Annotated in this window: 24 protein-coding genes; 15 read left to right on the top strand and 9 right to left on the bottom strand. The window is 64.9% G+C overall.

Annotated elements, in window-relative coordinates; translation table 11 throughout:
• The first annotated feature begins 91 nt into the window (after positions 1-91).
• Genes Q0D44_RS06500 through Q0D44_RS06470 form a run of 7 tightly spaced genes read left to right on the top strand, consistent with a single transcriptional unit; the run spans position 92 to position 6,465 of the window.
• Positions 92-394 carry a high-potential iron-sulfur protein gene (locus Q0D44_RS06500; protein WP_294134243.1) on the top strand — a complete coding sequence of 101 codons (303 nt, stop codon included), beginning with the start codon at positions 92-94 and terminating at the stop codon, positions 392-394.
• A 5-nt stretch (positions 395-399) separates the two neighbouring features.
• A complete protein-coding gene (locus tag Q0D44_RS06495; RefSeq protein WP_294134240.1) occupies positions 400-1,056 on the top strand; it encodes a cytochrome b/b6 domain-containing protein in 657 nt (218 codons plus the stop codon).
• A 19-nt stretch (positions 1,057-1,075) separates the two neighbouring features.
• Complete coding sequence (locus Q0D44_RS06490; RefSeq protein WP_294134237.1) at positions 1,076-1,528, top strand: cytochrome c; 453 nt, start codon at positions 1,076-1,078, stop codon at positions 1,526-1,528.
• Complete coding sequence (locus Q0D44_RS06485) at positions 1,528-2,301, top strand: hypothetical protein (RefSeq protein ID WP_294134234.1); 774 nt, start codon at positions 1,528-1,530, stop codon at positions 2,299-2,301. The genes Q0D44_RS06490 and Q0D44_RS06485 overlap by 1 nt, the downstream gene beginning before the upstream one ends.
• A 14-nt stretch (positions 2,302-2,315) precedes the next feature.
• Positions 2,316-3,446 (top strand): hypothetical protein, encoded by a 1,131-nt coding sequence (locus Q0D44_RS06480; RefSeq protein ID WP_294134231.1) that lies wholly within the window; start codon positions 2,316-2,318, stop codon positions 3,444-3,446.
• Positions 3,443-5,128: a DUF1592 domain-containing protein gene (locus Q0D44_RS06475; RefSeq protein WP_294134227.1), complete on the top strand. Its 1,686-nt coding sequence runs from the start codon at positions 3,443-3,445 to the stop codon at positions 5,126-5,128. Before Q0D44_RS06480 ends, Q0D44_RS06475 begins: the two co-directional genes overlap by 4 nt.
• On the top strand, positions 5,125-6,465 hold the full coding sequence (locus Q0D44_RS06470; protein WP_294134225.1) for a DUF1552 domain-containing protein: 1,341 nt from the start codon (positions 5,125-5,127) through the stop codon (positions 6,463-6,465). Before Q0D44_RS06475 ends, Q0D44_RS06470 begins: the two co-directional genes overlap by 4 nt.
• 1 nt (position 6,466) lies before the next feature.
• On the opposite strand, the gene Q0D44_RS06465 is transcribed toward Q0D44_RS06470, so the two are convergent.
• The 3 genes from Q0D44_RS06465 to Q0D44_RS06455 form a co-directional block, all read right to left on the bottom strand.
• A complete protein-coding gene (locus Q0D44_RS06465; RefSeq protein ID WP_294134221.1) occupies positions 6,467-7,186 on the bottom strand; it encodes an FCD domain-containing protein in 720 nt (239 codons plus the stop codon).
• 84 nt (positions 7,187-7,270) lie between these two features.
• Positions 7,271-8,305 (bottom strand): oxidoreductase, encoded by a 1,035-nt coding sequence (locus Q0D44_RS06460; protein ID WP_294134472.1) that lies wholly within the window; start codon positions 8,303-8,305, stop codon positions 7,271-7,273.
• 1 nt (position 8,306) lies between these two features.
• The gene (locus tag Q0D44_RS06455) at positions 8,307-9,032 is read right to left on the bottom strand and encodes an arylesterase (protein WP_294134218.1); all 726 of its coding nucleotides are present in this window, start codon (positions 9,030-9,032) and stop codon (positions 8,307-8,309) included.
• Between Q0D44_RS06455 and Q0D44_RS06450 the strand changes: the two genes are divergently transcribed.
• From Q0D44_RS06450 to Q0D44_RS06440, 3 genes are all read left to right on the top strand, one after another.
• Positions 9,031-9,732, top strand: coding sequence for an ABC transporter ATP-binding protein (locus tag Q0D44_RS06450; protein ID WP_294134215.1), 702 nt, complete (start codon positions 9,031-9,033; stop codon positions 9,730-9,732). The two genes, Q0D44_RS06455 and Q0D44_RS06450, sit on opposite strands and share 2 nt — an antisense overlap.
• Positions 9,729-12,242, top strand: coding sequence for an FtsX-like permease family protein (locus tag Q0D44_RS06445; protein WP_294134212.1), 2,514 nt, complete (start codon positions 9,729-9,731; stop codon positions 12,240-12,242). The genes Q0D44_RS06450 and Q0D44_RS06445 overlap by 4 nt, the downstream gene beginning before the upstream one ends.
• Positions 12,243-12,352: 110 nt before the next feature.
• A complete protein-coding gene (locus tag Q0D44_RS06440) occupies positions 12,353-13,060 on the top strand; it encodes a cupin domain-containing protein (RefSeq protein ID WP_294134209.1) in 708 nt (235 codons plus the stop codon).
• Positions 13,061-13,064: 4 nt separating this feature from the next.
• Here the strand turns inward: Q0D44_RS06440 and copD are convergent, their stop codons facing one another.
• Together copD and copC are read right to left on the bottom strand one after the other, a co-directional pair.
• Positions 13,065-13,913 carry a copper homeostasis membrane protein CopD gene (copD, locus tag Q0D44_RS06435; protein ID WP_294134206.1) on the bottom strand — a complete coding sequence of 283 codons (849 nt, stop codon included), beginning with the start codon at positions 13,911-13,913 and terminating at the stop codon, positions 13,065-13,067.
• Between the two features lie 18 nt (positions 13,914-13,931).
• Positions 13,932-14,312, bottom strand: a complete 381-nt coding sequence (copC, locus tag Q0D44_RS06430) for a copper homeostasis periplasmic binding protein CopC (RefSeq protein WP_294134204.1) — start codon at positions 14,310-14,312, stop codon at positions 13,932-13,934.
• A gap of 147 nt (positions 14,313-14,459) precedes the next feature.
• Here copC and Q0D44_RS06425 point away from each other — a divergent pair, with 147 nt between their 5' ends.
• The 5 genes from Q0D44_RS06425 to Q0D44_RS06405 are packed head-to-tail and all read left to right on the top strand — an operon-like array spanning position 14,460 to position 18,383.
• Complete coding sequence (locus Q0D44_RS06425; protein ID WP_294134201.1) at positions 14,460-14,714, top strand: hypothetical protein; 255 nt, start codon at positions 14,460-14,462, stop codon at positions 14,712-14,714.
• Entirely contained in the window at positions 14,711-15,151 is a 441-nt protein-coding gene (locus Q0D44_RS06420) for a periplasmic heavy metal sensor (RefSeq protein WP_294134198.1), read from the top strand. Before Q0D44_RS06425 ends, Q0D44_RS06420 begins: the two co-directional genes overlap by 4 nt.
• Positions 15,148-15,723: a sigma-70 family RNA polymerase sigma factor gene (locus Q0D44_RS06415; protein ID WP_294134195.1), complete on the top strand. Its 576-nt coding sequence runs from the start codon at positions 15,148-15,150 to the stop codon at positions 15,721-15,723. Before Q0D44_RS06420 ends, Q0D44_RS06415 begins: the two co-directional genes overlap by 4 nt.
• Before the next feature lie 6 nt (positions 15,724-15,729).
• Complete coding sequence (locus Q0D44_RS06410) at positions 15,730-17,469, top strand: copper resistance system multicopper oxidase (protein WP_294134189.1); 1,740 nt, start codon at positions 15,730-15,732, stop codon at positions 17,467-17,469.
• Positions 17,466-18,383 carry a copper resistance protein B gene (locus Q0D44_RS06405; RefSeq protein ID WP_294134187.1) on the top strand — a complete coding sequence of 306 codons (918 nt, stop codon included), beginning with the start codon at positions 17,466-17,468 and terminating at the stop codon, positions 18,381-18,383. Before Q0D44_RS06410 ends, Q0D44_RS06405 begins: the two co-directional genes overlap by 4 nt.
• Positions 18,384-18,424: 41 nt before the next feature.
• Here the strand turns inward: Q0D44_RS06405 and Q0D44_RS06400 are convergent, their stop codons facing one another.
• The 4 genes from Q0D44_RS06400 to Q0D44_RS06385 form a co-directional block, all read right to left on the bottom strand.
• On the bottom strand, positions 18,425-19,573 hold the full coding sequence (locus Q0D44_RS06400; RefSeq protein ID WP_294134184.1) for a M20 aminoacylase family protein: 1,149 nt from the start codon (positions 19,571-19,573) through the stop codon (positions 18,425-18,427).
• 4 nt (positions 19,574-19,577) lie between these two features.
• Positions 19,578-20,072: a winged helix-turn-helix transcriptional regulator gene (locus tag Q0D44_RS06395; RefSeq protein ID WP_037490126.1), complete on the bottom strand. Its 495-nt coding sequence runs from the start codon at positions 20,070-20,072 to the stop codon at positions 19,578-19,580.
• A 20-nt stretch (positions 20,073-20,092) separates the two neighbouring features.
• Positions 20,093-21,478 carry an aspartate aminotransferase family protein gene (locus Q0D44_RS06390; protein WP_294134178.1) on the bottom strand — a complete coding sequence of 462 codons (1,386 nt, stop codon included), beginning with the start codon at positions 21,476-21,478 and terminating at the stop codon, positions 20,093-20,095.
• 141 nt (positions 21,479-21,619) lie between these two features.
• Positions 21,620-22,690, bottom strand: coding sequence for a tartrate dehydrogenase (locus Q0D44_RS06385; protein ID WP_294134175.1), 1,071 nt, complete (start codon positions 22,688-22,690; stop codon positions 21,620-21,622).
• Positions 22,691-22,756 lie beyond the last annotated feature (66 nt).

The following is a 22,756-nucleotide window of genomic DNA, read 5'->3' as shown; positions in this document are numbered from 1 at the left end:
TGTGTCAACGCAGACAAATTAGTCGGCACCCCATCTGCTAAAGCCTTGCGCATAGAGGCCGCTCGACCGGCCCGATGCAGGAGACAGGGTTATGCCGGATAGCGATGGGATGCTGACACGCCGGACCATATTGGGGCTGGTCGCTATCGCGCCATTGGCGATCGCTGCTCAGGCCCATGCGGCGTCCTGTGCCGATCCTGCCACCCTGTCCGCAGCGCAGAAGAGTATGCGCAAGTCGCTCGGCTTCAAATCCCCCGCGCCTGATCCTGCCAAACATTGCGCGACCTGCGCCTTCTTCACCGGCAAGGGCGCGGATTGCGGCCAATGCGCATTGCTGAGCGGCGGCATTGTTCCGGCCAATGGCGTGTGTGACAGCTGGGCGAAGAAGGGCTGATCGCGATGACGCGCGCGCCGCGCCAGTTCGTCTGGGACTTGCCCGTCCGCCTGTTCCACTGGGCGCTGGTCGTGCTGATCGGCTTTTCCTGGTGGAGCGCGGAAAATTACCGCATGGACTGGCATCGCCTGTCGGGGCAGGCGGTGTTGTTCCTCATCGCCTTCCGCCTGATCTGGGGCGTGGTTGGCTCCGACACGGCGCGTTTTGCCTATTTCTTGAAAGGCCCGCGCGCCATCCGCGCCTATCTGGCCGATAAGCAGGCACCTGCCAGCGTCGGCCATAACCCGCTGGGCGGCTGGAGCGTCGTCGCGATGCTGGCGATATTAGGCACGCAGGTGGTGAGCGGGCTGTTTGCGGTCGACATAGACGGCATCGAGTCCGGGCCGCTTTCCCACCTTGTCGATTTCGATCAGGGGCGGTTGGCCTCCGCCATCCACGGGGTCTGCTTCACCGTGCTGCAAGCGCTCATCGTGCTGCATGTGCTGGCGGTCCTGTTCTACCTCGTGGTGCGAAGGCGCAACCTGATCGGACCGATGGTGACAGGCAGCACCGCCGCCCAAGCGCCGATGGCGATGCGCCGGGCCGGACCATTGGCATTGCTCGTCGCGCTGTCGCTGTCGGCGGCACTCGCCTGGTGGCTCTTTGCCGAACCTGCGCTCTGAACCCAAGAAAGGATAGACCATGCGGAAATTCCTGATCGCAGCCGGTTTTGCAGCCCTGCTCACATCGCCGCTGATCGCTGCGCCCGGCGATATCGTCGCGACCCGGATCGCGGGCTTCCGCGAAGTCGGTGCGGCGTTCAAGAATATCAATGACGAGCTGAAATCGGGCAGTCCGCAGCTTTATGTAGTGCAGATTTCCGCGCGCCAGATTCGCGATTATGCGCGCCAGCATGTCGGCTGGTTCCCGGCGGGCAGCGGCCCGCGCCCCGGTGTAAAGACAGCGGCGAAGGCCGAAATCTGGAGCCAGGCACCCGCCTTCAAAAAGGCGCAGGACGGCTTCGTCGCGCAGGCCAATGCCTTTGCCGGCGTCGCAGGCAGCGGCGACGTGGCGAAAATGCGGATCGCGGCCAAGGCGCTGGGCGGCAGTTGCGCGACCTGCCACCGCAGCTTCCGGGTCGAGGACAAGCGCTGATGCGTCGCGCGCTTATCCTGCTGGCTTTCTTCCCCGCACCGCTCTGGGCGCAGGCGGCTGACCTCGACATTCCAGTTGCGGCGGCCGATCATTTTCCGCGCGGCATTTCGGTCAAGGCGCGCGTCTATACCGACCGGCGCGGCTTCACCCTTTATGGCATGGATATGCGTGCCGCGACCGGCCGAACCGGACAGCCCGCCCTTTATTGCAGCGGCGCTTGCCTGACCCAATGGGAGCCATTGTTGGCCCCACGCGGCGTGCCGATCTCCCCTGTCCCGCGCGCCTTTGGTGGACCGCGTCAGGAAGTGGCGGCGACGAAACCAGCGTCGGACAACCCCGACTGGACGGTGATGGAAGGACCGGCCGGGCCGCAATGGGTCTATAAGAAGGTCCATCTGGTGTTCACGCGAAAAGATGCTCGTCCCGGATCGACCGAGCATGACGGAGCGGACGGCTATTTGTGGAATAGCCTCAAATATCTGCCGCCGCCGCCCAAGCTGGTCGCGCCGCCCGATGTCACCGCGCGGCTGGTCGATGGTGCCTATATGCTGGCCGATGCGCAGGGCAACTGGCTGTTCAGGCCGAAATCCGCAGACTGCGCCGATCCCTGCGGCTGGAGTCCGCATTCCACCGGCATGGCGCGGCGGAGCGTGGGGCAATGGAGCGTCCGCCAGACCGCCGAATCCGCGCAATGGGTCTATCGCGGCAAGCCCGTCTATCGCGCCGCCCCGCGCCAGCCCGTGCCCGCCGACGGCGTGGCGTTGAACCCCTGATGAAGGAGAGCATCATGATCGCCTACAGGATCGCAGCCCTATGCACGGCAAGCTTCCTCGCCCCGATCGCGCAGGCACAGGCCTTGCCCGCGCCGCCCGCCAATGGCGAGCTAGGCTTTGTTTTCACCCATTTCGCGCCCGCTATCCATCAGGGCGCGCAGGACTGCCCGGACGGCCTCGCCGCCACGCTGCGAGAGAATTATCTCCAGACCCAGGCACCCGCAGAACGGCTGCGCCTGCTGGAAAAGCCGAACGAAGCGGAGCTGACCAAGCGATGGACCGGATACGCCTTCGGGCCGCAGGGGACCAATATCTGCACCCACCCGGCGTTGTTCGATCGCCCGCCCCAGCGCATTGTGCAGGGAAAGGTCGCGCAGGGACTGGATCTGGACGAAGGCGCGGACGCGGACGGTTGCGGCCATGAACCCTTCACGAGCCCCACGGGCCAGACCGGAGTGGACAACCAGACATGGCGCGCCATGGGCTGCGTGCGGACGTGGCGCGGGGTCGATGGCACCGGCGGCGACATTGTGCGCGGGCTGACCCAGTTTCTCGTCAGTGGCGAACATACACAGGTGCTTCTGCTGACCGGCGTGGACAGTTTGCAGGACGATCCCGACGTCAGCGTGATCTACGCCAATAGCGAGGATCGCGCAGTCGTCGATTCCAAGCAAAATTTCATGCGCGACGCCAGCTACACCGTCGTTGCCAATGCGCAGCATCGCAATGTGCTGAAAGGCCGCATCGTCGACGGCGTGTTGATGACCGATCCGGCCCAAATCCGCCTGCGCCAGACCTGGGGGCAGGGGTCCGAACGCGACATTCGCGGCAAGCGCACCGAATATGACATGACCAAGGCGCGCCTGCGTCTGACCTTCCAGCCGGACGGGTCGCTTAAAGGACTGGTCGGTGGTTACCAGCCAATCTGGGATATCATGGCCAGCGCCTCGATCGGCGGGGAAGGGGCGGCCACGACGGCGGGCTATGACTGCGCCGCCATGTATGCGGCGCTCAAGAAGCTGGCCGATGGCGATCGCGATCCGGCGACCGGCCAGTGCCGTCGTATCTCCAGCGCGATGGAGGCGGGGGCCATTCCCGCCTTCGTCAATGATACCCCGCCCGCGACCAAGGTGGCGCAACAATGATCCGTGCGCTCTCCCTCATTGTCGCGCTGGGTCTGACCGCCTGCTCGGCGGAAAAAGCGCCGCATAGTGCATCGGCTGAGCCTTCTTTTGCTCCGCTCAAGGAACCGCTCGGCCAGATCGTCACGATGCGCCGCCTGACCGAAGCGCAATATCGCAACAGCATCGCCGACATATTCGGCCCCGACATCCGCGTGGCGGGCCGGTTCGAGCCGATCGTGCGCCCGGTGCATGAACTGATCGCGACCGGCGCGGCATCCTCCACCATTTCGCCCGCAGGTCTTGAACAGTTTGATGCCATGGCCCGTGCGATCGCGGCGCAGATATTCGATGCCGACCATCGCGCCCAGTTCATGGATTGCGCGCCACGCGACGCGGCGGCTCCCGATCCCGATTGCGCCGCGCGCGTTTTGGTGCCGGTGGGCCGCTATCTCTTCCGTCGTCCGATGACGCAGGAGGAAGTCGCGGCCTATGTCATGATGGCAGGCAAGGCGACGGAATCGAGCGGCTCTTTCCACAAGGGGCTGGAACTGGGGCTGGCCGCCATGCTGGTGTCGCCGCATTTCCTCTATGTTGTGGAAAGCGCTGAACCCGACCCCGAAAGTCTCGGTGGCCTGCGGCTCGACAATCTGGCGCGCGCATCGCGGCTGAGCTTCCTGATGTGGAACACGACGCCCAATGAAGCGCTGCTGAAGGCGGCGGAGCAGGGCCAGCTGACCGACCCGGCGCAACTGGCGGCCATCGCCGGGCGCATGGTCCGCTCCCCCCGGCTGGAGGATGGCGTGCGCGCCTTCTTCGCCGACATGCTGTTGTTCGAGAAGTTCGACGAAATGGCCAAGGATCAGATCGTCTATCCCCGCTTCAACCCCGATGTCGCGTCGGCTTTGTCGGAACAGATGCTGCGGATGATCGTCGATCAATTGGTGACGCAGAAGGGCGATTATCGCGACCTGTTCACCACCCGCCGCACCTTCATCAACCGCGCGCTGGGGCCGCTCTATCAGGCGAAGGTCACATCGACGCAGGGCTGGGTGCCGTATGAATTTGCGCTGGGTGATGACCGGGCGGGTCTGTTGGGCCAGGCGGGGTTCCTGGCGCTCTACGCCCATTCGGGGCGCAGTTCGCCGACCCTGCGTGGCCGGGCGGTCCGTGAATTATTGCTGTGCCAACCCGTCCCCAACCCGCCCGGCAACGTCAATTTCACCGCGGTGCAGGACGTGACCAGCACCGCCATGCCGACCGCCAAGATGCGCCTGACCGCGCATAACAGCGACCCGGTCTGCGCCGCCTGCCACAGGATCACCGATCCGCTCGGCCTGCCGCTCGAAAAATTCGATGGCATCGGTGCCTTTCGCCCGCGCGAGAATGGCGCGCCGATCGACACGGCGGGCCTGTTCGAAGGGGTCGCGTTCCAGGGCAATGTCGGCCTGGGCAAGGCGCTCGCCGCCAGCAAGTCCACCACCGAATGTGTCGCAGGCCGCGCCTTCCAATATGCCACTGGCCGCGTGCCGGAGGATAACGGTGGATTGGCGGGCGGGATCGAGCAGGATTTTGCCAAGGATGGCTATCGCATTGCGTCGCTCTTCCTGCGCGTCGCCACCATGCCGCAGGCCTATCGCATCGCCGCTACGCCGCTCGCTGCACCCCAAATCGCCATGACCACCCGCACAGGAGTCCATCCATGAGCTTCACCCTGAACCGCCGCACCGCGTTGCGCGGCATGGTCAACGGCATGGCGGTCGCGGTCGGCCTGCCGCTGCTTGACGCATTTCTGGACGGTAATGGCGCAGCGATGGCCGCGACCGGCGCCCCGGTGCCGGTGCGCTTTGGCACCTGGTTCTGGGGTCTGGGGGTCAATCCGCCCCGCTGGTATCCCAGCAAGATCGGCGCGGACTATGACCTGAAGGAAGAACTGGCCGCGATTGCGCCGCTCAAGCACAAGATCAACATTCTTGGCGATTTCAGCCTGCCGCTGGATGGCAAGCCCAACCTGCCGCATATCAGCGGCGGCATCGGCATCCGCACCGGCATGGCGATTGCGTCCGACCGGGGACTGCCCGCGCCCTCCTTCGACGTGGCGATCGGTGACGTCATCGGCACCCGCACCCGCTTCCGTTCACTCGAACTGTCGGCGACGGGCGACCCGCGCAACTCGCTGTCGGGGCGCGGCAATGGCAATCTCAACCCGGCTGAAGTCTCCCCCGCCGCGCTCTACACCCGTATCTTCGGTCCCGATTTCCGCGATCCCAACAGTGCGACCTTCACCCCTGATCCAGCGCTGCTCGCCCGGCGCAGCGTGTTGTCGGGCGTCGCGGACCAGCGACAGGCGCTCAACGCGCGACTGGGCGCGGCGGATCGGCAGAAACTCGACCAATATTTCACGTCGGTGCGCCAGCTGGAAAAGCAGCTCGACGTGCAGCTGACCAAGCCCGAACCGATGCAAAGCTGCGTCGTGCCGCAATCCGTCGCCGACCGCCCGGTCAATGCGGAAATCGAAAATGTCATGGCCAATCATCAGGTGATGACCGACCTGCTGGTCATGGCGCTGGCGTGCGACAATGTCCGGGTGTTCAACATGAATTTCAACAATGGTGCATCGTCGCTGACCCGCATCGGCAGCACCATCACCCATCATCAGCTGACCCATGAGGAGGTGATGGACAATCGCCTGGGCTATCAGCCGGAGGTCACCTTCTACGTCAACAAATGCATGGAAGCCTGGACCTATTTCATCAAGGCGCTGGACGCGGTGCAGGAAGGGGACCGGACCCTGCTCGATAACACGCTCGTCTTTGCGCATAGCGAAACCGAATTCGCCAAATTCCACACCATCGACAATATCCCGATGATGACCGCCGGGTCGGCAGGCGGACGGATGAAAACCGGTCTGCACATTGCAGGCGAAGGCACACCGGTCAGCCGCGTCGGCCTGACATTGCAGCAGTTGATGGGTGTGCCGGTCGATACATGGGGGACCGACAGCATGGAAACCAACAAGCCGGTATCGGCGCTGATGGCGTGAATCAGCCCGCCGCGATCGCCTGGCGCAGCCGCTGCAACAGGCTGCGCCGGTGCCGCTCCGCTTCAAACCGGGCGAGTTCGGGATCGCGGCGGACGATGGCATCGATGATACCGCTGCGCCACTGCCGCCACGCCGCAAACCCCTCCGCGCCGTCGAAAATCGGTGCGATCGGCGCGCTGCGATAATAGCGCATACTGACGCGGGCGAGCAGCTCGATCAGTGGCCGGTCGACCATGCGGAACAGGATATCGTGCAGGTCATCCTCGAACAACAGCCGCGCGCCGCCATCCGCGCATTGATCCACCCGCTTGGCCAGCGTCGCCAGCGCCCGATGCAGCGCAGCGTCATCGCATGTGGCGGCGGCGGGCATCAGCTCGCAATCGAGCAGCGTCATCATCTCCAGCGCTTCATAGGCATCCGACCCGCGCACCCGCAAATAGGCCGCGACCGACCGTTCGAGCGCCGCGACATCGGGCCGCGTGCCGAAATAGCCCCCGCCCGGACCCCGGCGCACTTCCAGCAGCCCCTCATGTTCCAGCACGCGGGCGACCTGCTGCACCGTGGCGATGCCCACGCCCAGCAATTTGGCGATGTCGGGCAGCGCGCCAATCTGGGTCTGGGGCGGCTGCGCCAATATGATGTCGCGCAACTGCTCGGTCGCCTTGGCGGCCAGATGCCGTCGGTGCAGCGGTGCGTCATCGTCGGCTGTCGCCACGCTCATCCTTTCCTTGATCCCGCCTTGACCCGTAACCCGATGCCGCGCTCTTGGCCAGCTTCGCGCCGGTTTGGCGCGGGGGCGATTTTATCAGGGGAGCGGCAGGCAGCGGCCTTCGCTGGCGGAACGTTGCGCCGTTTCGATCACCGCCTGCACCGCAAGCGCGTCCTCCACCGGCGTGGGTAAAGGGCCGCCGGACCGGATCGCAGCGGCGACCTGCGCGTAGAAGCGTTCCTGGCACCCCAGCAGCGCCGGGCGCGTCGTCATCCCGCCCTGCCCATCATAGATTTCCAGCGGATCAGGATCGACGCCCCAGCCGCTATCGCCCGGTCGCAATCCTGCAACCAGCTGCGCTTCCTGCGGATCGAGCAACCGCTTGATCAACGTGCCGCTGGTGCCATGAACGATGAAGCGCGGGCTGCCGCCGGCCTCGGCCCCCGGCACGGTCAGGCTGGCGTGCAGCACCACCCGCATCTGCGGGTAGCGCAGCACGACATGCGCCCAGTCGTCCGATACCGCGCCGTCGCGCAGCGCAGCAAAGTCTGCGCTGACCGCATCAGGGCGTCCGAACAGCGCCAGTGCCTGATCCACCAGATGCGGTCCCAGATCGAGCCACAAGCCCGACCCCGGCGACCCATCCTCGCGCCAGCGGTCGCGTATCTCTGGCCGGAACCGGTCGAAATGCGATTCGAAATGGGTGACCCGCCCGACCACGCCCTCCTCGATCGCCGCGCGGATGCTGCGAAAATCGCTGTCGAACCGCCGGTTGTGGAACACCGCCAGCTGTTTGCCGCATTGGGCTGCCAGCGCCGCCAGATCCTGCGCTTCGGCCAGCGTCAACGCGAAGGGCTTATCCACGACGACATGCTTGCCCGCCCGCAGCGCTTCGGCAGCCAGCGGTGCATGGGTCGCACTGGGCGTCGCAATCACCACCAGATCGATGGCGGGATCGGCGAAAATCTCCGCGGCAGTCGCGACACAGCGGATGGCTGGATCAAGCGCGGCGACTTCATCGGCTTTGCTGGTGCTGATGCTGGTCAGCGCCATCGCCGGAACGGCACGCAGCAACGGCGTATGGAAGATACGGCCAGCGGGGCCATAGCCCACCAGCCCGACGCGGATCATATCAGGCACGCAATTTCCCCTCAACAATGGGTGCCAGCTTGCCCACGATGACCATGACCCCCTTGTCATTGGGGTGGATGCCGTCGGGCAGTTGCAGCGCCCGATTGCCGATCACCCCGTCGAGCATGAAGGGATAGAGCGCTGCGTCATATTTCTTCGCCAGCGCCGGGAAGATCGGGTTGAAGGCGGCGGCGTAGTCCGGCCCCATATTGGGCGACGCCAACATGCCGGTCAGCAGCACGGGGATGCCGCGCTTCTTGAGTTCAGCCAGGATCGCGTCGAGATTGTCCCGCGTCGCCTCCGGGCTTAGGCCACGCAGCATGTCGTTGCCGCCCAGCCCCACCAGTATCAGGTCAGGCTTGCGCGCCAGCCCGTCCAGCGTGAAGGCCAGGCGCGCCAGACCCGCCGCGCTGGTATCGCCCGACACGCCGGCATTGACGACCTGCGCCTTCATGCCCTTCGCGGCCAAAGCCAGCTCCAGCACCGGGGCCAGCCCCTTACCCTGATCCAGATTATAGCCCGCATAGAGGCTGTCGCCGAACGCCACGACCAGCTTGCCATCGGCCACCGGCGCAGCGGTTGGCTTGGAAGCCGACGTGCCGTCGGCGCTGTTGGCGACCGGGGGCGGGGGCGGTGCCTTGTCCGAACAGGCGCAAGCCAGTTGGACAAACAGCGCCAGCGCCCCATATTGCAAAAATCTGCCCGCCAAGGAGCGCTCCTTCTTCATGCACATGCCCATCGATCCGGCCACTATCGCGATCCGCGCGCACAATGTCACCCTCTCGCTTGGCACAAGCGATGCGCCCGTCGAGATTTTGAAGGGCGTTGATCTTACCCTGCTGCGCGGCGAAAGCATCGCCATATTGGGCGCTTCAGGTTCGGGCAAAAGCTCGTTGATGGCGGTCTTGTGCGGGCTGGAGCGGGCGAGCGGCGGGGACGTGCATATTGGCGGGGTCGATTTTGGCGCGCTGGACGAGGATGCGCTGGCCCGCGCCCGGCGCGGGCGCATCGGCATCGTGCTGCAAAGCTTCCACCTGCTCCCCACCATGACCGCGCTGGAGAATGTCGCCGTGCCGCTGGAACTGGCGAGGGAAGCCGATGCGTTCGCCCGCGCCGCCGATGAATTGCGCGCCGTCGGGCTTGGCCACAGGCTGGACCATTATCCCGCTCAATTGTCGGGCGGCGAACAGCAGCGCGTCGCCATCGCCCGCGCCGTCGCGCCGCGCCCGACCATCCTGTTCGCCGACGAACCGACCGGCAATCTCGACGCGACCACCGGCGTCACCATCATGGACCTGCTGTTCGATCGGCAGCGGGCGGCGGGCGCAACGCTCGTCATCATCACCCATGATCCGGCGCTGGCCGACCGTTGCGGCCGGATCGTAGAGATGCGCGACGGGCGGATCGTTTCGGATCGCGCGGCGTGAAGGCGCTTGATTGGGCGACAAGCTGGCGCATCGCCCGGCGCGACCTTCTGGGCCGGTTCCGGGGATTGCGGCTGCTGTTCCTCTGCCTGTTCCTGGGTGTCGCCACGCTGGCCGCGATTGGCAGCCTGACGTCGGCGATCACGCAGGAACTCAGTGAACGCGGGCAGGGGTTGCTGGGCGGTGACGTCGAAATAGCCATGACCCAGCGCGAAGCGGGGGAGGGCGACAAAGCGGCCTTCCGCCGCCTTGGCACATTAAGCGAAACCATCCGCCTGCGCGCGATGGCGCGGGGCGAACGAGCCGACGGACCGGCCGTGCTGACCGAACTCAAGGGCGTGGATAATGCCTATCCGCTCTATGGCACGCTGGCTTTGCAAGGTGGAACCTATCGCGCGCCATTAGCGCCCGACAGCATCCTCATCGGCCCTGCATTGGCCGACCGGCTGAATGTCAGGCCCGGCGACCGGCTGGTCTATGGCACTGCCACCTTCACCATCGCCGCGATCATCGCCGACGAACCTGATCGGTTGGGCGAGGGCTTTACCCTTGGTCCGGTGGCGATCGTCTCGCTTGATGGGCTGCGCCGCACTGGCCTGATCCAGCCGGGCAGCCTTTATGACAGCAAATATCGCCTGCGCCTGCCCGCTGGAGCAGACGCGCAGGCGGTGCGGGAGGATCTGGAAAAGCAATATCCGTCGGCGGGTTGGGAGTTTAAGGATCGCGATCGGGCGGCTCCCGGCGCCAGCCGCTTCATCGTGCGCATGGGGCAATTTCTCTCGCTGATCGGCCTCGCCGCACTGGTGATCGCGGGCATCGGCGTCAGCAATGGCGTCGCTTCCTATCTCGCTTTGAAACGCCCCGGCATCGCGACCTTCAAGGTGCTGGGCGCGACGTCCAGCGACATTGCCCGCATCTACCTGCTCCAGATTGGCTGCATCGCGCTGCTGGGTATCGCCTGCGGTCTGGCGGTGGGCGCGCTTTTGCCCTCTGCGATCGTCGCGCTGGCGGGCGATGTGCTGCCGGTCAGCCCCGGCTTTCGCCTTCATCCTTTGCCTCTCGTCACCAGCGCTGCCTATGGCCTGCTGATCGCCTTCCTCTTCACCCTGCCGCCGCTTGCCCGCGCCCGGACCCAGCCCGCCGCGCTCATCTTTCGCGGCGTGGTTGATCCGCGCCACGGCATCGACCGGCGCACGATTCTCGCCATGGCAGCGGCTGGCGCATTGCTGGTGGCGCTGGCGCTCGGTACGGCGCGCGAACTGCTTTTCTCCGCCGCCGTGCTGGGCGCGACTGCGACGGTGCTGCTGCTCCTGCTCGGTATCGGTTGGGGCGTGCGCCAGATCGCTCTGCGCGCGCCGCGCCCGCGACGGCCCTTGCTGCGTCTGGCGCTGGCCAATCTCCACCGCCCCGGCGCGCAGACCGCCGCACTGATCGTCGCGCTTGGCCTGGCGCTCACCCTGTTCGTGACGCTGGCAGGTATCCAGACCAGCCTGGACAGTGAAATCCGCAATGTCGTGCCAAAGACCGCCCCGGCCCAGTTCGTGCTGGATATCCCATCGGAGCAAGCGGATCGTTTCCGCACCATCGTGCGCAAACAGGCGCCCGACGCGCGGTTCAATATCGTCCCCGCCCTGCGCGGCACGATCGTCGCCTATGGCAATCAGCGCGTCGCCGACCTGAGGGAGCCACCCGAAGGTGCATGGTTCCTGCGCGGAGAGCGCGGCGTCACCTATAGCGCCACCCTGCCGCAGGGCAGCGAACTGGTCGCGGGGCAATGGTGGCCTGCCGATTATGCCGGGCCACCGCTCGTTTCCTTCGACGCGGAAGCCGCGAAAATCCTCAACATCGGCGTCGGCGACACATTGACCGTCAGCCTGCTGGGGCGCGAAATCACCGCGCGCATTACCTCCCTGCGCAAGATCAACTGGGAGACGATGGGCTTCAACTATATCCTCGTATTCTCCCCCGGCATCGTCTCCGCCGCGCCGCATAGCCTGGCTGCGACCATCACCATGGACACGCGCCACGATAGCGCCGTCACTCGCGACCTGCTCGCCGCTTTCCCCGGCGTGTCGGTGATCGCGGTGGGCGAGGTTATCGCGCAGGTTGGCGCGATCATGACGCAAATGTCCGCCGCCATCGTTGCAGCCGCTTCGGTCGCTATTCTGGCGGGCATCGCCGTGCTGGTCGGCGCGATCGCCGCCTCGCGCCAGGCGCGCAGCTATGACAGCGTGATATTGAAAACGCTGGGTGCAACCCGCGCGCAGTTGCTGGGCGGGCAGGCGCTCGAATATGGCCTGCTCGCCACGATGCTGGCGCTGGTCGCGCTGGCGCTGGGGTCCGGCGCGGCCTGGTTCGTGATCGTCCAGATTTTCGAATTCAGCTGGTCGCCCGACTGGCTGGTCGTGCTGGCGACGCTGGTCGGTGGCGCGCTGCTGACGCTGGGCATTGGTCTGGCCGGGTCGATCCCGCTCCTGTCGGTGCGTCCGGCCAGCGCCCTACGGCAGCTTTGAACGTCCCGGCGGAGGCAAACGGCACCATTCGCGCTTCGCTGACGCGCGCTTGGTGCAACCTGCCGCCCGCATCGCGCTAGCTTGCCGCAAATTTCTTGAGGGAAGCCAGCATGACGACCAGCCAGACCGCCACCCGTTCCTTCGTCGATCTGCGCGCCTGGGCGGCGGGGGTGACGGTCGGGGCAGGGGAGGGCGACGCCTTCCTATCCGCCCGCGCTGTGCTGCCCCAACCCGAAGGCCCGGTGACGATCGGCCTGATCGCTCTGCCGCAGGGCAGCGGGTCGGTCGCAGCGATGCCCGCCGACGAATTTGTCATTGTTGAATCGGGCAGCGTGCAGATTGATCAGCGCACGCTCAACGAAGGTGACAGCATCGTCCTGTGCGAAGGCGCACGTTTTGGCTGGACCAGCACCGCCGACGCGCGCCTGCTGTTCGTGCGCCGCACCGGTGGGTCTGCCGCCGACGGTGCGATCATTCCGATCCACACCAGCGCGTCGCTCGAACCGTCAGGCGCGCCGCTGGCTGAACTGCTGGTCGGACCGACCCCGTCCTGCCGCAATTTCACCGACTATCGCTCGGCTGACGGCGAATTTGTCTGCGGCACCTGGGATTCCACCCCCTATCACCGCCGCTCCATGGCCTACCGCCATTATGAGCTGATGTATCTGCTCGATGGCAGCGTCACCTTCGTCGATGGCGCGGGTGCGGCAGGGACGTTTGGCAAAGGCGACATCTTCCTGGTCGAACAGGGCGCATCGTGCAGTTGGGACAGCCAGGTTCACGTCAAGAAGGTGTATGCGATCTACCGCCCGGCCTGATGGCTCAGGCCATCGGATCGAGCGTCCCCAGCCAGGCCACCAGCACCAGAATCCCGATCGCCGCGCCCGTCTCCAGCATCAATGAGAGACGCAGCGCGGCAATTGCGCTGTCACCCCGCTCCAGTGCCGGGGTCAACCGCCAGCGATTGAGCGCCGCCAGCCCCAGCATCCCGCCGAACAGAACCAGCTTCGCGCCCAGCAGCCAGCCATAGCGGCTGCTCACCAACGCAGGCAGATCGGCCACGCCCACGATCATCAGGCTGTTGACCACCCCAGTCACGACCAAAGTGGCGACAAACACGGTTCCCAGCAGCGAAAATTTCGCCAGCATCACCGCGATCCGTTCGACATTCGGACGGTGCATCGTCACGGCGTGCAGCAACGCCGCCAGCGCGCCGATCCACCCCGATGCGGCCCAGATATGCGCGACGTCGGCGGCGCGATGGACGCTGCCCGCGACATTTTCGGTTGCCCCGGCATGGCCGGTCCAGGCAATCGTCGCGGCGGCAATGGCGGCCGGGATCAGCACCCAGCGATCCCGCCCGACCACAGCCAAGCCTAGCGCGGCGAGCAAAGCTATGCCGCGCACCGCCAGCACCGGGCCGATCGGCGTCATCGTCAGCAAAATCTCTGCCGTCGCCCAGTCGGGCGGCAGCAACGGGGTGCCGGTCATGCTCGCTGCGCTCGCCAGCAGCCACAGCGCCGACAGCGCCATGCCGCCCAACGCCAGCGCCACCAGCAGCGCGCGCTGCCCCGCCATGCCCATCGCCCACCAGAAAAGCGGCAGGCCCATGAGCAGGGCAAGGTCGGCCATCAGGCCAAAGCGCGCCAGTAGCAGCATGGGTGCCGGCATCCCCCCGTCCATGACGGCTTACTTGACCTTGAAGCTATAGCCGCCTTCCATCTTGTGCTGATCGGCGCCGACAATATGCCATTTCAGGTCATAGCTGCCGGCGGGCAAAGCGCGGGGCAGGGTGACGATCATCGTCTTGCCGTCGGGCGCCACCACGGTCTTGAACCCCTTGATCGGCATTGGCGCATGATCGCTCATGCCCGGCATCCCGGTCATGACCAGATCGATGCCCGAAAGCGGCCCCAGGAATGTCTCGGAAAAAGTGAGCGTCAGCTTGGTCGGCTTGGCGACCGTCGCATTCGCGGCAGGGCTGGATGACAACAGTTTGCTATGGGCCAGAGCGGCTCCGGGCAGGATGGCGATCGACAGGGCGATGGCGGCGGTCAGGAAACGGGACATCGGGGCTTCTCCATGATGGCGGTTACGGGATATTACGCATCGACTTGCCCGACCCCTCATAGCGGGTGCATGATTTTTTCCTGGGCCATCGGGTGAGGGATAAGCGCGCGCCGCGCGTATGCCGCGATGAGGATGGAGTATGTGCAGATGAGTGATCTCGATCAGTTGCTGGGGCAGATACGGGCGATGCCGGTCGACGCCCGGCTGGAGCAGATGGACGGCGTGGTGATGCAGGGCGTTGCCCGCCGCCGCGAACGGGGCATGGCGCGGCGCAGCATGATGCTGGCCGGTCTGCTGGCGCTCGGCATCGGCTGGGCCGGCAGCATCGTGCCGTCAGCGCCCGCGCAAGCTGCGCCGATCGGCATGTCGGATTATGCGCCCTCGCGCCTGCTCGGCCAATGAGCCTGAAGCGCTATCTGCTCGTCGCGCTAGTCGCCTTCGCCGCCGCGCTGGCGGCGGTGCTGGTCGCGCGCGTCTGGATCGCGCCACCGCCCCGCGTCGAAAGCGAAGTCCATGCGCTGCTGCATGAAAAGCTGACGCTCGACGCCGCGCAGGAACAGCGCATCCACGCGCTCGAAGCCGCCTTTGCCATCCGCCGCGAAGCGCTGGAGGCGGAAATGCGCGCCGACAATGCGCGGCTGGCGCAGGCGATTGCGGCGGAACATGGCTATGGCCCGCAAGTCGGCCAAGCCGTGGACCGCACCCATCATGTCATGGGCGCGCTGCAAAAGGAGACGCTCCAGCATATTTTCGCGATGCGCGCGGTGCTGCGTCCCGACCAGGCGGCGCAGTTCGACGCCGCCGTCGTCAAGGCACTGACCCAGCCCGCCCCCCGGTGAACGTAGCCGAACCCGATGACAGGGCGCTGGCCGCGCGGGCGCTGGCCGGGCATCAGGAGGCCTATGCCGCGCTGATGCGGCGGCATCGCGATGCTGTGTGGCGTCTCGCCCGCGGCCATGTCGGTGATGGCGACGAAGCGCTCGACATCACGCAGGAGGTGTTCGTCGCCGCCTTCGCCGCGCTGGCCCGCTATGATGGCGCGCGCCCCTTTCGCAGCTGGATCGCGCGGATCACGCTCAACAAATGCCGCGACTGGGGCCGTCGTCGCGCGGTGCGGCGCTTCTTCGCCTTTGCGCGCCCGATCGACGAAGCGGGCGACATTGCCGACGCCGCGCCCGACCCGGAACAGGCGCTGCAATCGCAGGCGGCCCTTACCCGCATCAACGCCGCCATCGCCGCGCTGCCTTCTGCGTTGAAGGACGTCCTGTTGCTGCGCACGATCGAGGCGATGAGCCAGGCGGACACCGCCGCGGCGCTGGGCCTCACCGAAAAAGCGGTCGAAACCCGCCTTTATCGCGCGCGGGCAAAATTGTCGGAAAGTTTGAGGGATGACGCGCCGCCCCGCGTATGAAGGGGCATGACCAACCTGACTCTCGACCGCCGCACCCTGTTCAAAAGCGCGGCTGCCCTCAGCCTCGCCAACGCCTTCCCCGCTTGGGCGCAAAGCGGCACCCATGGCCTGCATCCCGCGCCGGGCGTCCTGTCGGGTGAAAGCATCGCGCTGACCGTCGCCGACAGCCATTTCGCGACCGGGGGCCGCTCCGCCCATGCCATTACCATTAACGGCACCGTCCCTGCGCCGCTGATCCGGCTGCGCGAAGGGCAGAATGTCCGCCTCTCCGTGACCAACAAGTTGAAAGAAGATACGTCGATCCACTGGCACGGCCTAATCGTCCCCTTCCAGATGGACGGCGTGCCCGGCGTCAGCTTCCCCGGCATCGCGCCGGGTGAGACTTTCACCTATGAATTCCCGATCCGCCAGTCCGGCACCTACTGGTATCACAGCCATTCGGGGATGCAGGAGGCGATGGGTCATTATGGCCCGATCGTCATCGACCCTGCTGGGACCGATCCGGTGCAGGCTACGCGCGAGCATGTGATCGTCCTGTCCGACTGGTCGCCGGTCCACCCCCATGTGCAATTGACGCGCCTGAAACAATCGGGCGGCTATTATAATATGCAGCGCCAGACGCTGGTCGGTCTGCTCAAGGGCAAAGACCAGCCCCTCAAGGACCGGATCGACTGGGGCAAGATGCGGATGGACCCGACCGATATTTCGGATGTCACCGGCTCCACCTACAGTTTCCTGGTCAACGGCCATGGCACGGCGGAAAACTGGACCGGGCTGTTCACGCCGGGCGAGCGCGTGCGGATGCGCATCATCAATGCGTCGGCCATGACCAATTTCAACGTGCGCCTGCCGGGCCTGGCAATGACCGTGGTCCAGTGCGACGGCCAGCATGTCCAGCCGGTCGAGACCGACGAGTTCCAGATCGGCATCGCCGAAACCTATGACGTGATCGTCCAGCCGACCGACGCCACCGCCTATGCCCTGATCGCCGAAGCCATCGACCGTTCCGGCCTTGTCCGCGCGACGCTGGCGCCGCAAATCGGCATGGTCGCGCCGATCCCCGCGCTGCGCGCCCGGCCGCTGCTGACCATGAAGGATATGGGGATGGACATGTCCGGCATGGACATGGGGCAGGGGGGCGTGATCGACCTGTCCCAACCCGCCAATGACAGCATGTCCGGCCATAGCATGAAGATGCTCGACCCCTCGGTCGCGCCCAATGTGCCGATGGGACCGGGGGTGGCGACGCTTTCCTCCATGCCCGCCGATCGCACCGCCGACCGACCCACGGGACTGGAGGATGTCGATCATCGCGTGCTGACCTATGCCGATCTGCGCGCGCTCGAACCCAATGAGGATACGCGCACCCCGACCCGCTCGATCGACATTCACCTGACCGCCAATATGGAACGCTATATGTGGTCGTTCGACGGGGTGAAGCTGTCCGACGGCGCGGACCCCATCGCCTTCCGCCATATGGAGCGGGTGCGCGTCACGCTCATCAACGACACGATGATGCCGCACCCCATCCATATCCACGGCCATTTCTTTCAGCTGCTGACCGGGGAGGATGCGGCACATAATCCGCGCAAGCATACGGTCAATGTGTTGCCCGGCGGCAAGATCAGTTTCGATCTGACCGCTGACGCGCTGGGCGACTGGGCGTTCCATTGTCATATGCTGATGCACATGCACACAGGGATGATGCGCGTCGTCATGGTTCGCCACGGGGAGGACGCGGCATGATGCGCCTGATCGCCGCCGCGACCCTGCTACTCGCCACGCCCGCCATAGGACAAGAGATTCACGACCACGAAGTTTTTGATAATAAAGAACAAAATCAGAAAACTATGCCGTCTGTGGGCGAAGTTCCAGCCGACCCCCATGCCGGTCACGCCATGCCCGCAATCGACGACAGCGTGCCGCAGGGCGTTGCCCCGCCAATCCCGACGGATCATGCCGCCGAAGCCTTCTACCCCGCCGCCACCATGGCCCGCGCCCGCGCCGCGATGATCAAGGAAAGCGGCGGCATGAGCTTCTCGCAACTGATGCTCGATCGCCTGGAATATCGCGCGCACAAGGGCGCGAATGGCTATGCCTGGGAAGGGGAAGGCTGGTTCGGCGGTGACATCAACCGCTTCGCGTTCAAAACGGAAGGGGAGGGCGAAGTCGGCGGCCCGCTTGAAAGCGCGGAAATACAGGCGCTCTACAGCCGGGCGCTCAACCCCTGGTTCAATGTCGAGGCGGGCGTGCGACAGGATTTCCGTCCGCAACCCCAGCGTACCTATGCGGTCGTCGGTATCGAAGGCCTCGCACCTTACTGGTTCGAGGTCGGCGCGCAGGCATTCCTGTCCGACAAGGGCGACGCCCATCTGCGGCTGGAGGGCAGCTATGACCAGCGCATTACCCAGCGCCTGATCCTGCAACCCGCCGCCGAAATGAATATCGCTGCACAGGATGTGCCGGAACTGGGTATCGGGTCGGGCGTCTCCGACATCGAACTGGGCCTGCGCCTGCGCTACGAATTTGCCCGCGAATTTGCGCCCTATGTCGGCGTCCATTGGGAACGCAAGCTGGGCGATACGGCGCGTTATGCGCGCGCGGCGGGGGAGAGTGCGTCGGCCACGAGTCTGGTTATGGGTGTGCGTTTCTGGTTTTGACAAGATGAACACTCCGCCGCTCCAAACGAACGGACGTGGCGTTAAATCGCCAAATGCCGCTCAACCAACGCGACGTGCAGCCGGATACCCAGCCCCAGCACATCATCGTTGAAATCATAATGCGGGTTATGCAGCGGCGGGCCGCCGTCCGGCTTGGCCTGCCCCAGCCAGATATAGGCGCCTTTGCACGCTTGCAGCATGAAGGCGAAATCCTCCGACGTGAAGGCCGGATCGGGCGCCAGTTGCGCGATGCCGACGGTCGCCGCGGCATCCAGCGCCTCCTGCGCCGCCTCCGCATCGTTGATCGTCGCGGGATAGTAGCGCTGATAATCGACACTCGCGCTTAGCCCGTTGGCCAGCGCCACGCCGGCCGCGATTTCGCGGATCGACGCTTCGATCTTGTCCTGTACCGCCGGGTCGAACGTCCGCACCGTTCCGCCAATGCGGACCTCTGCCGGGATCACATTATGCGTATGCCCGCCATGGATTTGCGTGATCGACAGCACGGCAGATGCGGTCGGCGCGATCCGCCGCGATAGGATCGCGTTCATCTGCGTCACAAGGCTGGCCGCCGCCAAAATCGCGTCCGGCGTATCCTGCGGGATCGCCGCATGGCCGCCGCGCCCTTCCAGGACGATCTCGAACTTGTCCGCCGCCCCCATGATCGGGCCGGGCCGGGTCGCGATCATACCCGCTGGCAGGTCTGGCCAGTTGTGCAACCCGAACACCCGGTCGCAGGGGAAACGCTCGAACAGTCCCTCCTTCACCATTTCGCGCGCACCGCCCTGTCCCTCTTCGGCGGGCTGGAAGAAGAAGTTGACCGTCCCGTCGAAATTCCGGCTGCGCGTCAGCTGCTGCGCAGCGCCCAGCAGCATCGCGACATGCCCGTCATGGCCACAGCCATGGAAGGTGCCGGGCGTCTTGCTGGCCCATGGCAGGTTGGTTTGCTCCTCGATCGGCAGCGCGTCCATGTCCGCGCGGAGCCCGATGCTCCGCCCTGACGTTCCGTTGCGCAGCACGCCGACCACGCCGGTCCGCCCGATCCCCTCATGCACCTCCAGCCCCAGCGCGCGCAATTGCTCGGCAATGCGCCCGGCGGTGCGATGTTCGCAAAAGCCCAGTTCCGGGTGCGCATGAATGTCGCGACGGAAGGCCACAAGCGGATCGATCAGGTCGGTGATGTCGGTCATGAAATTATCGTTGCTCGCCGAACAGATGCTGGATCGGATAATGATGTTTGATGAAGGGCGATTTGATCACGACATAGCTGAAATATTTTTCGATGCCGTAATCGCTTTCCAGCATCCCCTCGATGATCGACTGATAATGGCCGACGCCGCGGGTCACGAATTTCAGTAGATAATCATATCCGCCGCTGACCAGATGACATTCGACAATCTCGTCCAGCTTGCGGATGCGCGTCTCGAACCGGGAAAAGTCGCCCGACCGATGTTCGCTCAGCGTTACTTCGGTAAAGACGGTCAGAAATTCGCCCAGCTTGTGCAGATTGATATGCGCGCCATAGCCGGTGATATAGCCCGCTTTCTCCAGCCGTTTCACGCGGGTAAGGCAGGGGCTGGGGGACAGGCCGACCGCATCGGCCAGCTCGACATTGGTGATCCGGCCCGACTGCTGAAGCTGCGTCAGGATTTTCAGGTCGATCCTGTCCAGTCTGGGTCCGCCCAACATGTCCTTGTTCCCCCTTATATTTATCCCAGCGCCGCTCGAATATCGGCCTGTTCGAGCAAGCCGTCGAGTGTTTTCCTGATGCGCGCGAATATCTCGTCCATCTCTGCGTCCGTCGCGCACAGCGCCGGGGCGAGGCCGATGATATTGTCGGCAAAGGCACGGAAAATGACGCCATTGGCATAGCCATCGTTGAACAGACGGTCGGCGACTTTCAGCGCCGGGTCGAACCGCGCCTTGGTCCCCTTGTTCGCGACCAGTTCGATCGCGCCCAGCAGCCCGCGCCCGCGCGTGTCGCCGACCAGCGGATGATCGGCCATGTCCGTAAGACCCGCGTCGAAGCGCGCCGCGACCTTCTGCCCGTTAGCCAAAATCCCGCCCTCGGTATAGAGGCGCAGCACTTCCAGCCCCACCGCCGCGCTCACCGGATGACCAGAATAGGTCGCGCCATGGCCGATGACGACATCGGCCGCCGCGCCATCGGCAATGCCCTGATAGACTTTGTCCGACATCAGCACCGCGCCCATCGGCACATAACCGGCGGTCAGTCCCTTGGCGACGGTCATCAGGTCGGGCGTCACATCCTCGGCTTCGCAGGCGAACATCGGCCCGGTGCGCCCGAACGCCGTGATGACCTCATCGGCGACCAGCAATATGTCCAGATCATCGCACGCCTGCCGCATGGCCTTGAGCCAGCCGACCGGCGGCACGATGACGCCGCCTGACCCCTGGATCGGTTCGCAGAAGAAGGCCGCGACATTGTCTGCCCCCAGTTCCGCAACCTTGTCTTTCAACTGCTGCACCGACCGGGCAATGATGGCGGCGTCATCACCCTCCAGATCGCTGCGATAGGGATAGGGCGACGCGATATGATGCTGCCAGCGCAGCGGCAGATCGAAATTGCGATGGAAATTGGCAAGCGCCGTCAGCCCCGCGCCCGTGCTGCTCGACCCATGATAGCCCCGCTCCAGCGCGATGCACTGTTTCTTGGTCGGCTTGCCGATCGCATTATAATAGTGCGTGATATAGCGGATCGCGCTGTCCACCGCGTCCGACCCGCCCAGCGTGAAATAGACATGGTCCAGCCCCTCTGGCGACAGGGCGACCAGCCGCTCCGCCAGCCGCGCGGCAGGCTCGCAACCGAAATGGAAATAGCCCGTCGCATAGGGCAGACGGCGCATCTGTTCCGCCGCGGCCTCGACAATGCTGTCCTGCCCGTAACCCACATTGACGCACCATAGCCCGGCAAAGGCATCCAGCACCTCGCGCCCGTCCATATCGGTCAGCCACATGCCCTTGCCGCTTTGCAGCATGGTTGCGCCGCGCGCTTCATGGGCACGGAAGGATGTGACCGAATGGATCAAATGATCGCGGTCGATGTCCAGCAAGGATCGGTTGGATTGGTGCATCGTCGGGGTGCTCGCCATGGTGGTTATGGGATGCAGCCTATCCTTGTGCCGCAGCGGGAAAGTCTCAATCTGGCCGGTTGCGGGCCTGTGTCTGGCCGTATTAGCGAAACGGCGCAGCATATTATGCTGCGCCGCCTGAGGTCAGGTCAAGGCGTCAGCAATCGCCTTGCCGCATTGCTCGGTATTGGCTTTGCCTTTGAGGTCGCCGGTGCGCAGGCCGGGTTCCGCGAGCACGGTTTCGACCGCGCGCATGATCGCGGCAGCGGCGTCCGCCTCGCCCAGATGCTCCAGCATCATCGCCGCCGACCAGATCTGGCCGACCGGATTGGCGATGCCTTTGCCTGCAATGTCGGGCGCAGAGCCATGGACCGGCTCGAACAGCGAAGGGTGGGTGCCGTCCGGGTTGATATTGCCTGACGGCGCGACGCCGATCGTGCCGGTGCAGGCCGGGCCAAGGTCCGACAAGATATCGCCGAACAGATTGGACGCGACCACGACGTCGAACCGGTCGGGGTTCAGCACGAATTGCGCGGTCAGAATGTCGATATGATATTTGTCATGGGTGACGGTCGGGTAATTTTTGGCCATCTCCTCCACCCGTTCGTCCCACCAGGGCATGGTGATGGCGATGCCGTTGGACTTGGTCGCGGAGGTAACATGCTTGCGGTCGCGCGTGGCGGCTAGATCGAACGCATAGCGCAGCACCCGGTCGGTGCCGTGCCGGGTCATCACCGTTTCCTGGATGACGATCTCACGGTCGGTGCCGGGAAACATCTTGCCGCCGACCGAGCTATATTCGCCTTCGGTATTTTCGCGCACGACCCAGAAATCAATGTCGCCCGGCTCACGCCCCACGAGCGGGCAGGGGACGCCGGGCATCAGGCGCACGGGGCGCAGATTGACATATTGATCATATTCGCGCCGGAACTGGAGCAGCGATCCCCATAGCGAAATGTGATCCGGCACCGTGTTGGGCCAGCCGACTGCGCCAAAGAAGATGGCGTCAGGCTTGCCGATCTGTGCCTTCCAGTCGTCCGGCATCATCTGGCCATGCTTGGCATAATAATCGCAGCAGGCGAAATTCTGCCACTTTTGCGCGATGGTGAAGCCGTACAGGCTCGCCGCCCGCTCCAGCACGCGGATGCCTTCGGGCATCACTTCCTTGCCAATGCCGTCGCCGGGGATAACGGAGATGGTATAGTTGCGGGTCATAAAAAACTCCCGTTTGGGCTGAGCCTGTCGAAGCCCTGTTCTTTCTTGAAGTGCAGTACGACCCTT

This window comes from Sphingobium sp., from assembly GCA_023266575.1.
Lineage (GTDB): Bacteria > Pseudomonadota > Alphaproteobacteria > Sphingomonadales > Sphingomonadaceae > Sphingobium.
The sequence above is the reverse complement of the archived record's forward strand: the minus strand, read 5'-3'. Positions and strand labels throughout refer to the sequence as shown.

Coding starts and splice junctions, on each gene's coding strand:
- Q0D44_RS06395 (WP_037490126.1), bottom strand. CDS start 20,072: ATGTTGGGCGGACCCAGACTGGACAGGATCGACCTGAAAATCCTGACG.
- Q0D44_RS06500 (WP_294134243.1), top strand. CDS start 92: ATGCCGGATAGCGATGGGATGCTGACACGCCGGACCATATTGGGGCTG.
- Q0D44_RS06495 (WP_294134240.1), top strand. CDS start 400: ATGACGCGCGCGCCGCGCCAGTTCGTCTGGGACTTGCCCGTCCGCCTG.
- Q0D44_RS06390 (WP_294134178.1), bottom strand. CDS start 21,478: ATGCACCAATCCAACCGATCCTTGCTGGACATCGACCGCGATCATTTG.
- Q0D44_RS06485 (WP_294134234.1), top strand. CDS start 1,528: ATGCGTCGCGCGCTTATCCTGCTGGCTTTCTTCCCCGCACCGCTCTGG.
- Q0D44_RS06385 (WP_294134175.1), bottom strand. CDS start 22,690: ATGACCCGCAACTATACCATCTCCGTTATCCCCGGCGACGGCATTGGC.
- Q0D44_RS06465 (WP_294134221.1), bottom strand. CDS start 7,186: ATGAGCGTGGCGACAGCCGACGATGACGCACCGCTGCACCGACGGCAT.
- Q0D44_RS06425 (WP_294134201.1), top strand. CDS start 14,460: ATGAGTGATCTCGATCAGTTGCTGGGGCAGATACGGGCGATGCCGGTC.
- Q0D44_RS06470 (WP_294134225.1), top strand. CDS start 5,125: ATGAGCTTCACCCTGAACCGCCGCACCGCGTTGCGCGGCATGGTCAAC.
- Q0D44_RS06490 (WP_294134237.1), top strand. CDS start 1,076: ATGCGGAAATTCCTGATCGCAGCCGGTTTTGCAGCCCTGCTCACATCG.
- Q0D44_RS06475 (WP_294134227.1), top strand. CDS start 3,443: ATGATCCGTGCGCTCTCCCTCATTGTCGCGCTGGGTCTGACCGCCTGC.
- Q0D44_RS06410 (WP_294134189.1), top strand. CDS start 15,730: ATGACCAACCTGACTCTCGACCGCCGCACCCTGTTCAAAAGCGCGGCT.
- Q0D44_RS06405 (WP_294134187.1), top strand. CDS start 17,466: ATGATGCGCCTGATCGCCGCCGCGACCCTGCTACTCGCCACGCCCGCC.
- copC (WP_294134204.1), bottom strand. CDS start 14,312: ATGTCCCGTTTCCTGACCGCCGCCATCGCCCTGTCGATCGCCATCCTG.
- Q0D44_RS06455 (WP_294134218.1), bottom strand. CDS start 9,032: ATGAAGAAGGAGCGCTCCTTGGCGGGCAGATTTTTGCAATATGGGGCG.
- Q0D44_RS06450 (WP_294134215.1), top strand. CDS start 9,031: ATGCACATGCCCATCGATCCGGCCACTATCGCGATCCGCGCGCACAAT.
- copD (WP_294134206.1), bottom strand. CDS start 13,913: ATGCCGGCACCCATGCTGCTACTGGCGCGCTTTGGCCTGATGGCCGAC.
- Q0D44_RS06480 (WP_294134231.1), top strand. CDS start 2,316: ATGATCGCCTACAGGATCGCAGCCCTATGCACGGCAAGCTTCCTCGCC.
- Q0D44_RS06420 (WP_294134198.1), top strand. CDS start 14,711: ATGAGCCTGAAGCGCTATCTGCTCGTCGCGCTAGTCGCCTTCGCCGCC.
- Q0D44_RS06400 (WP_294134184.1), bottom strand. CDS start 19,573: ATGACCGACATCACCGACCTGATCGATCCGCTTGTGGCCTTCCGTCGC.
- Q0D44_RS06440 (WP_294134209.1), top strand. CDS start 12,353: ATGACGACCAGCCAGACCGCCACCCGTTCCTTCGTCGATCTGCGCGCC.
- Q0D44_RS06460 (WP_294134472.1), bottom strand. CDS start 8,305: ATGATCCGCGTCGGGCTGGTGGGCTATGGCCCCGCTGGCCGTATCTTC.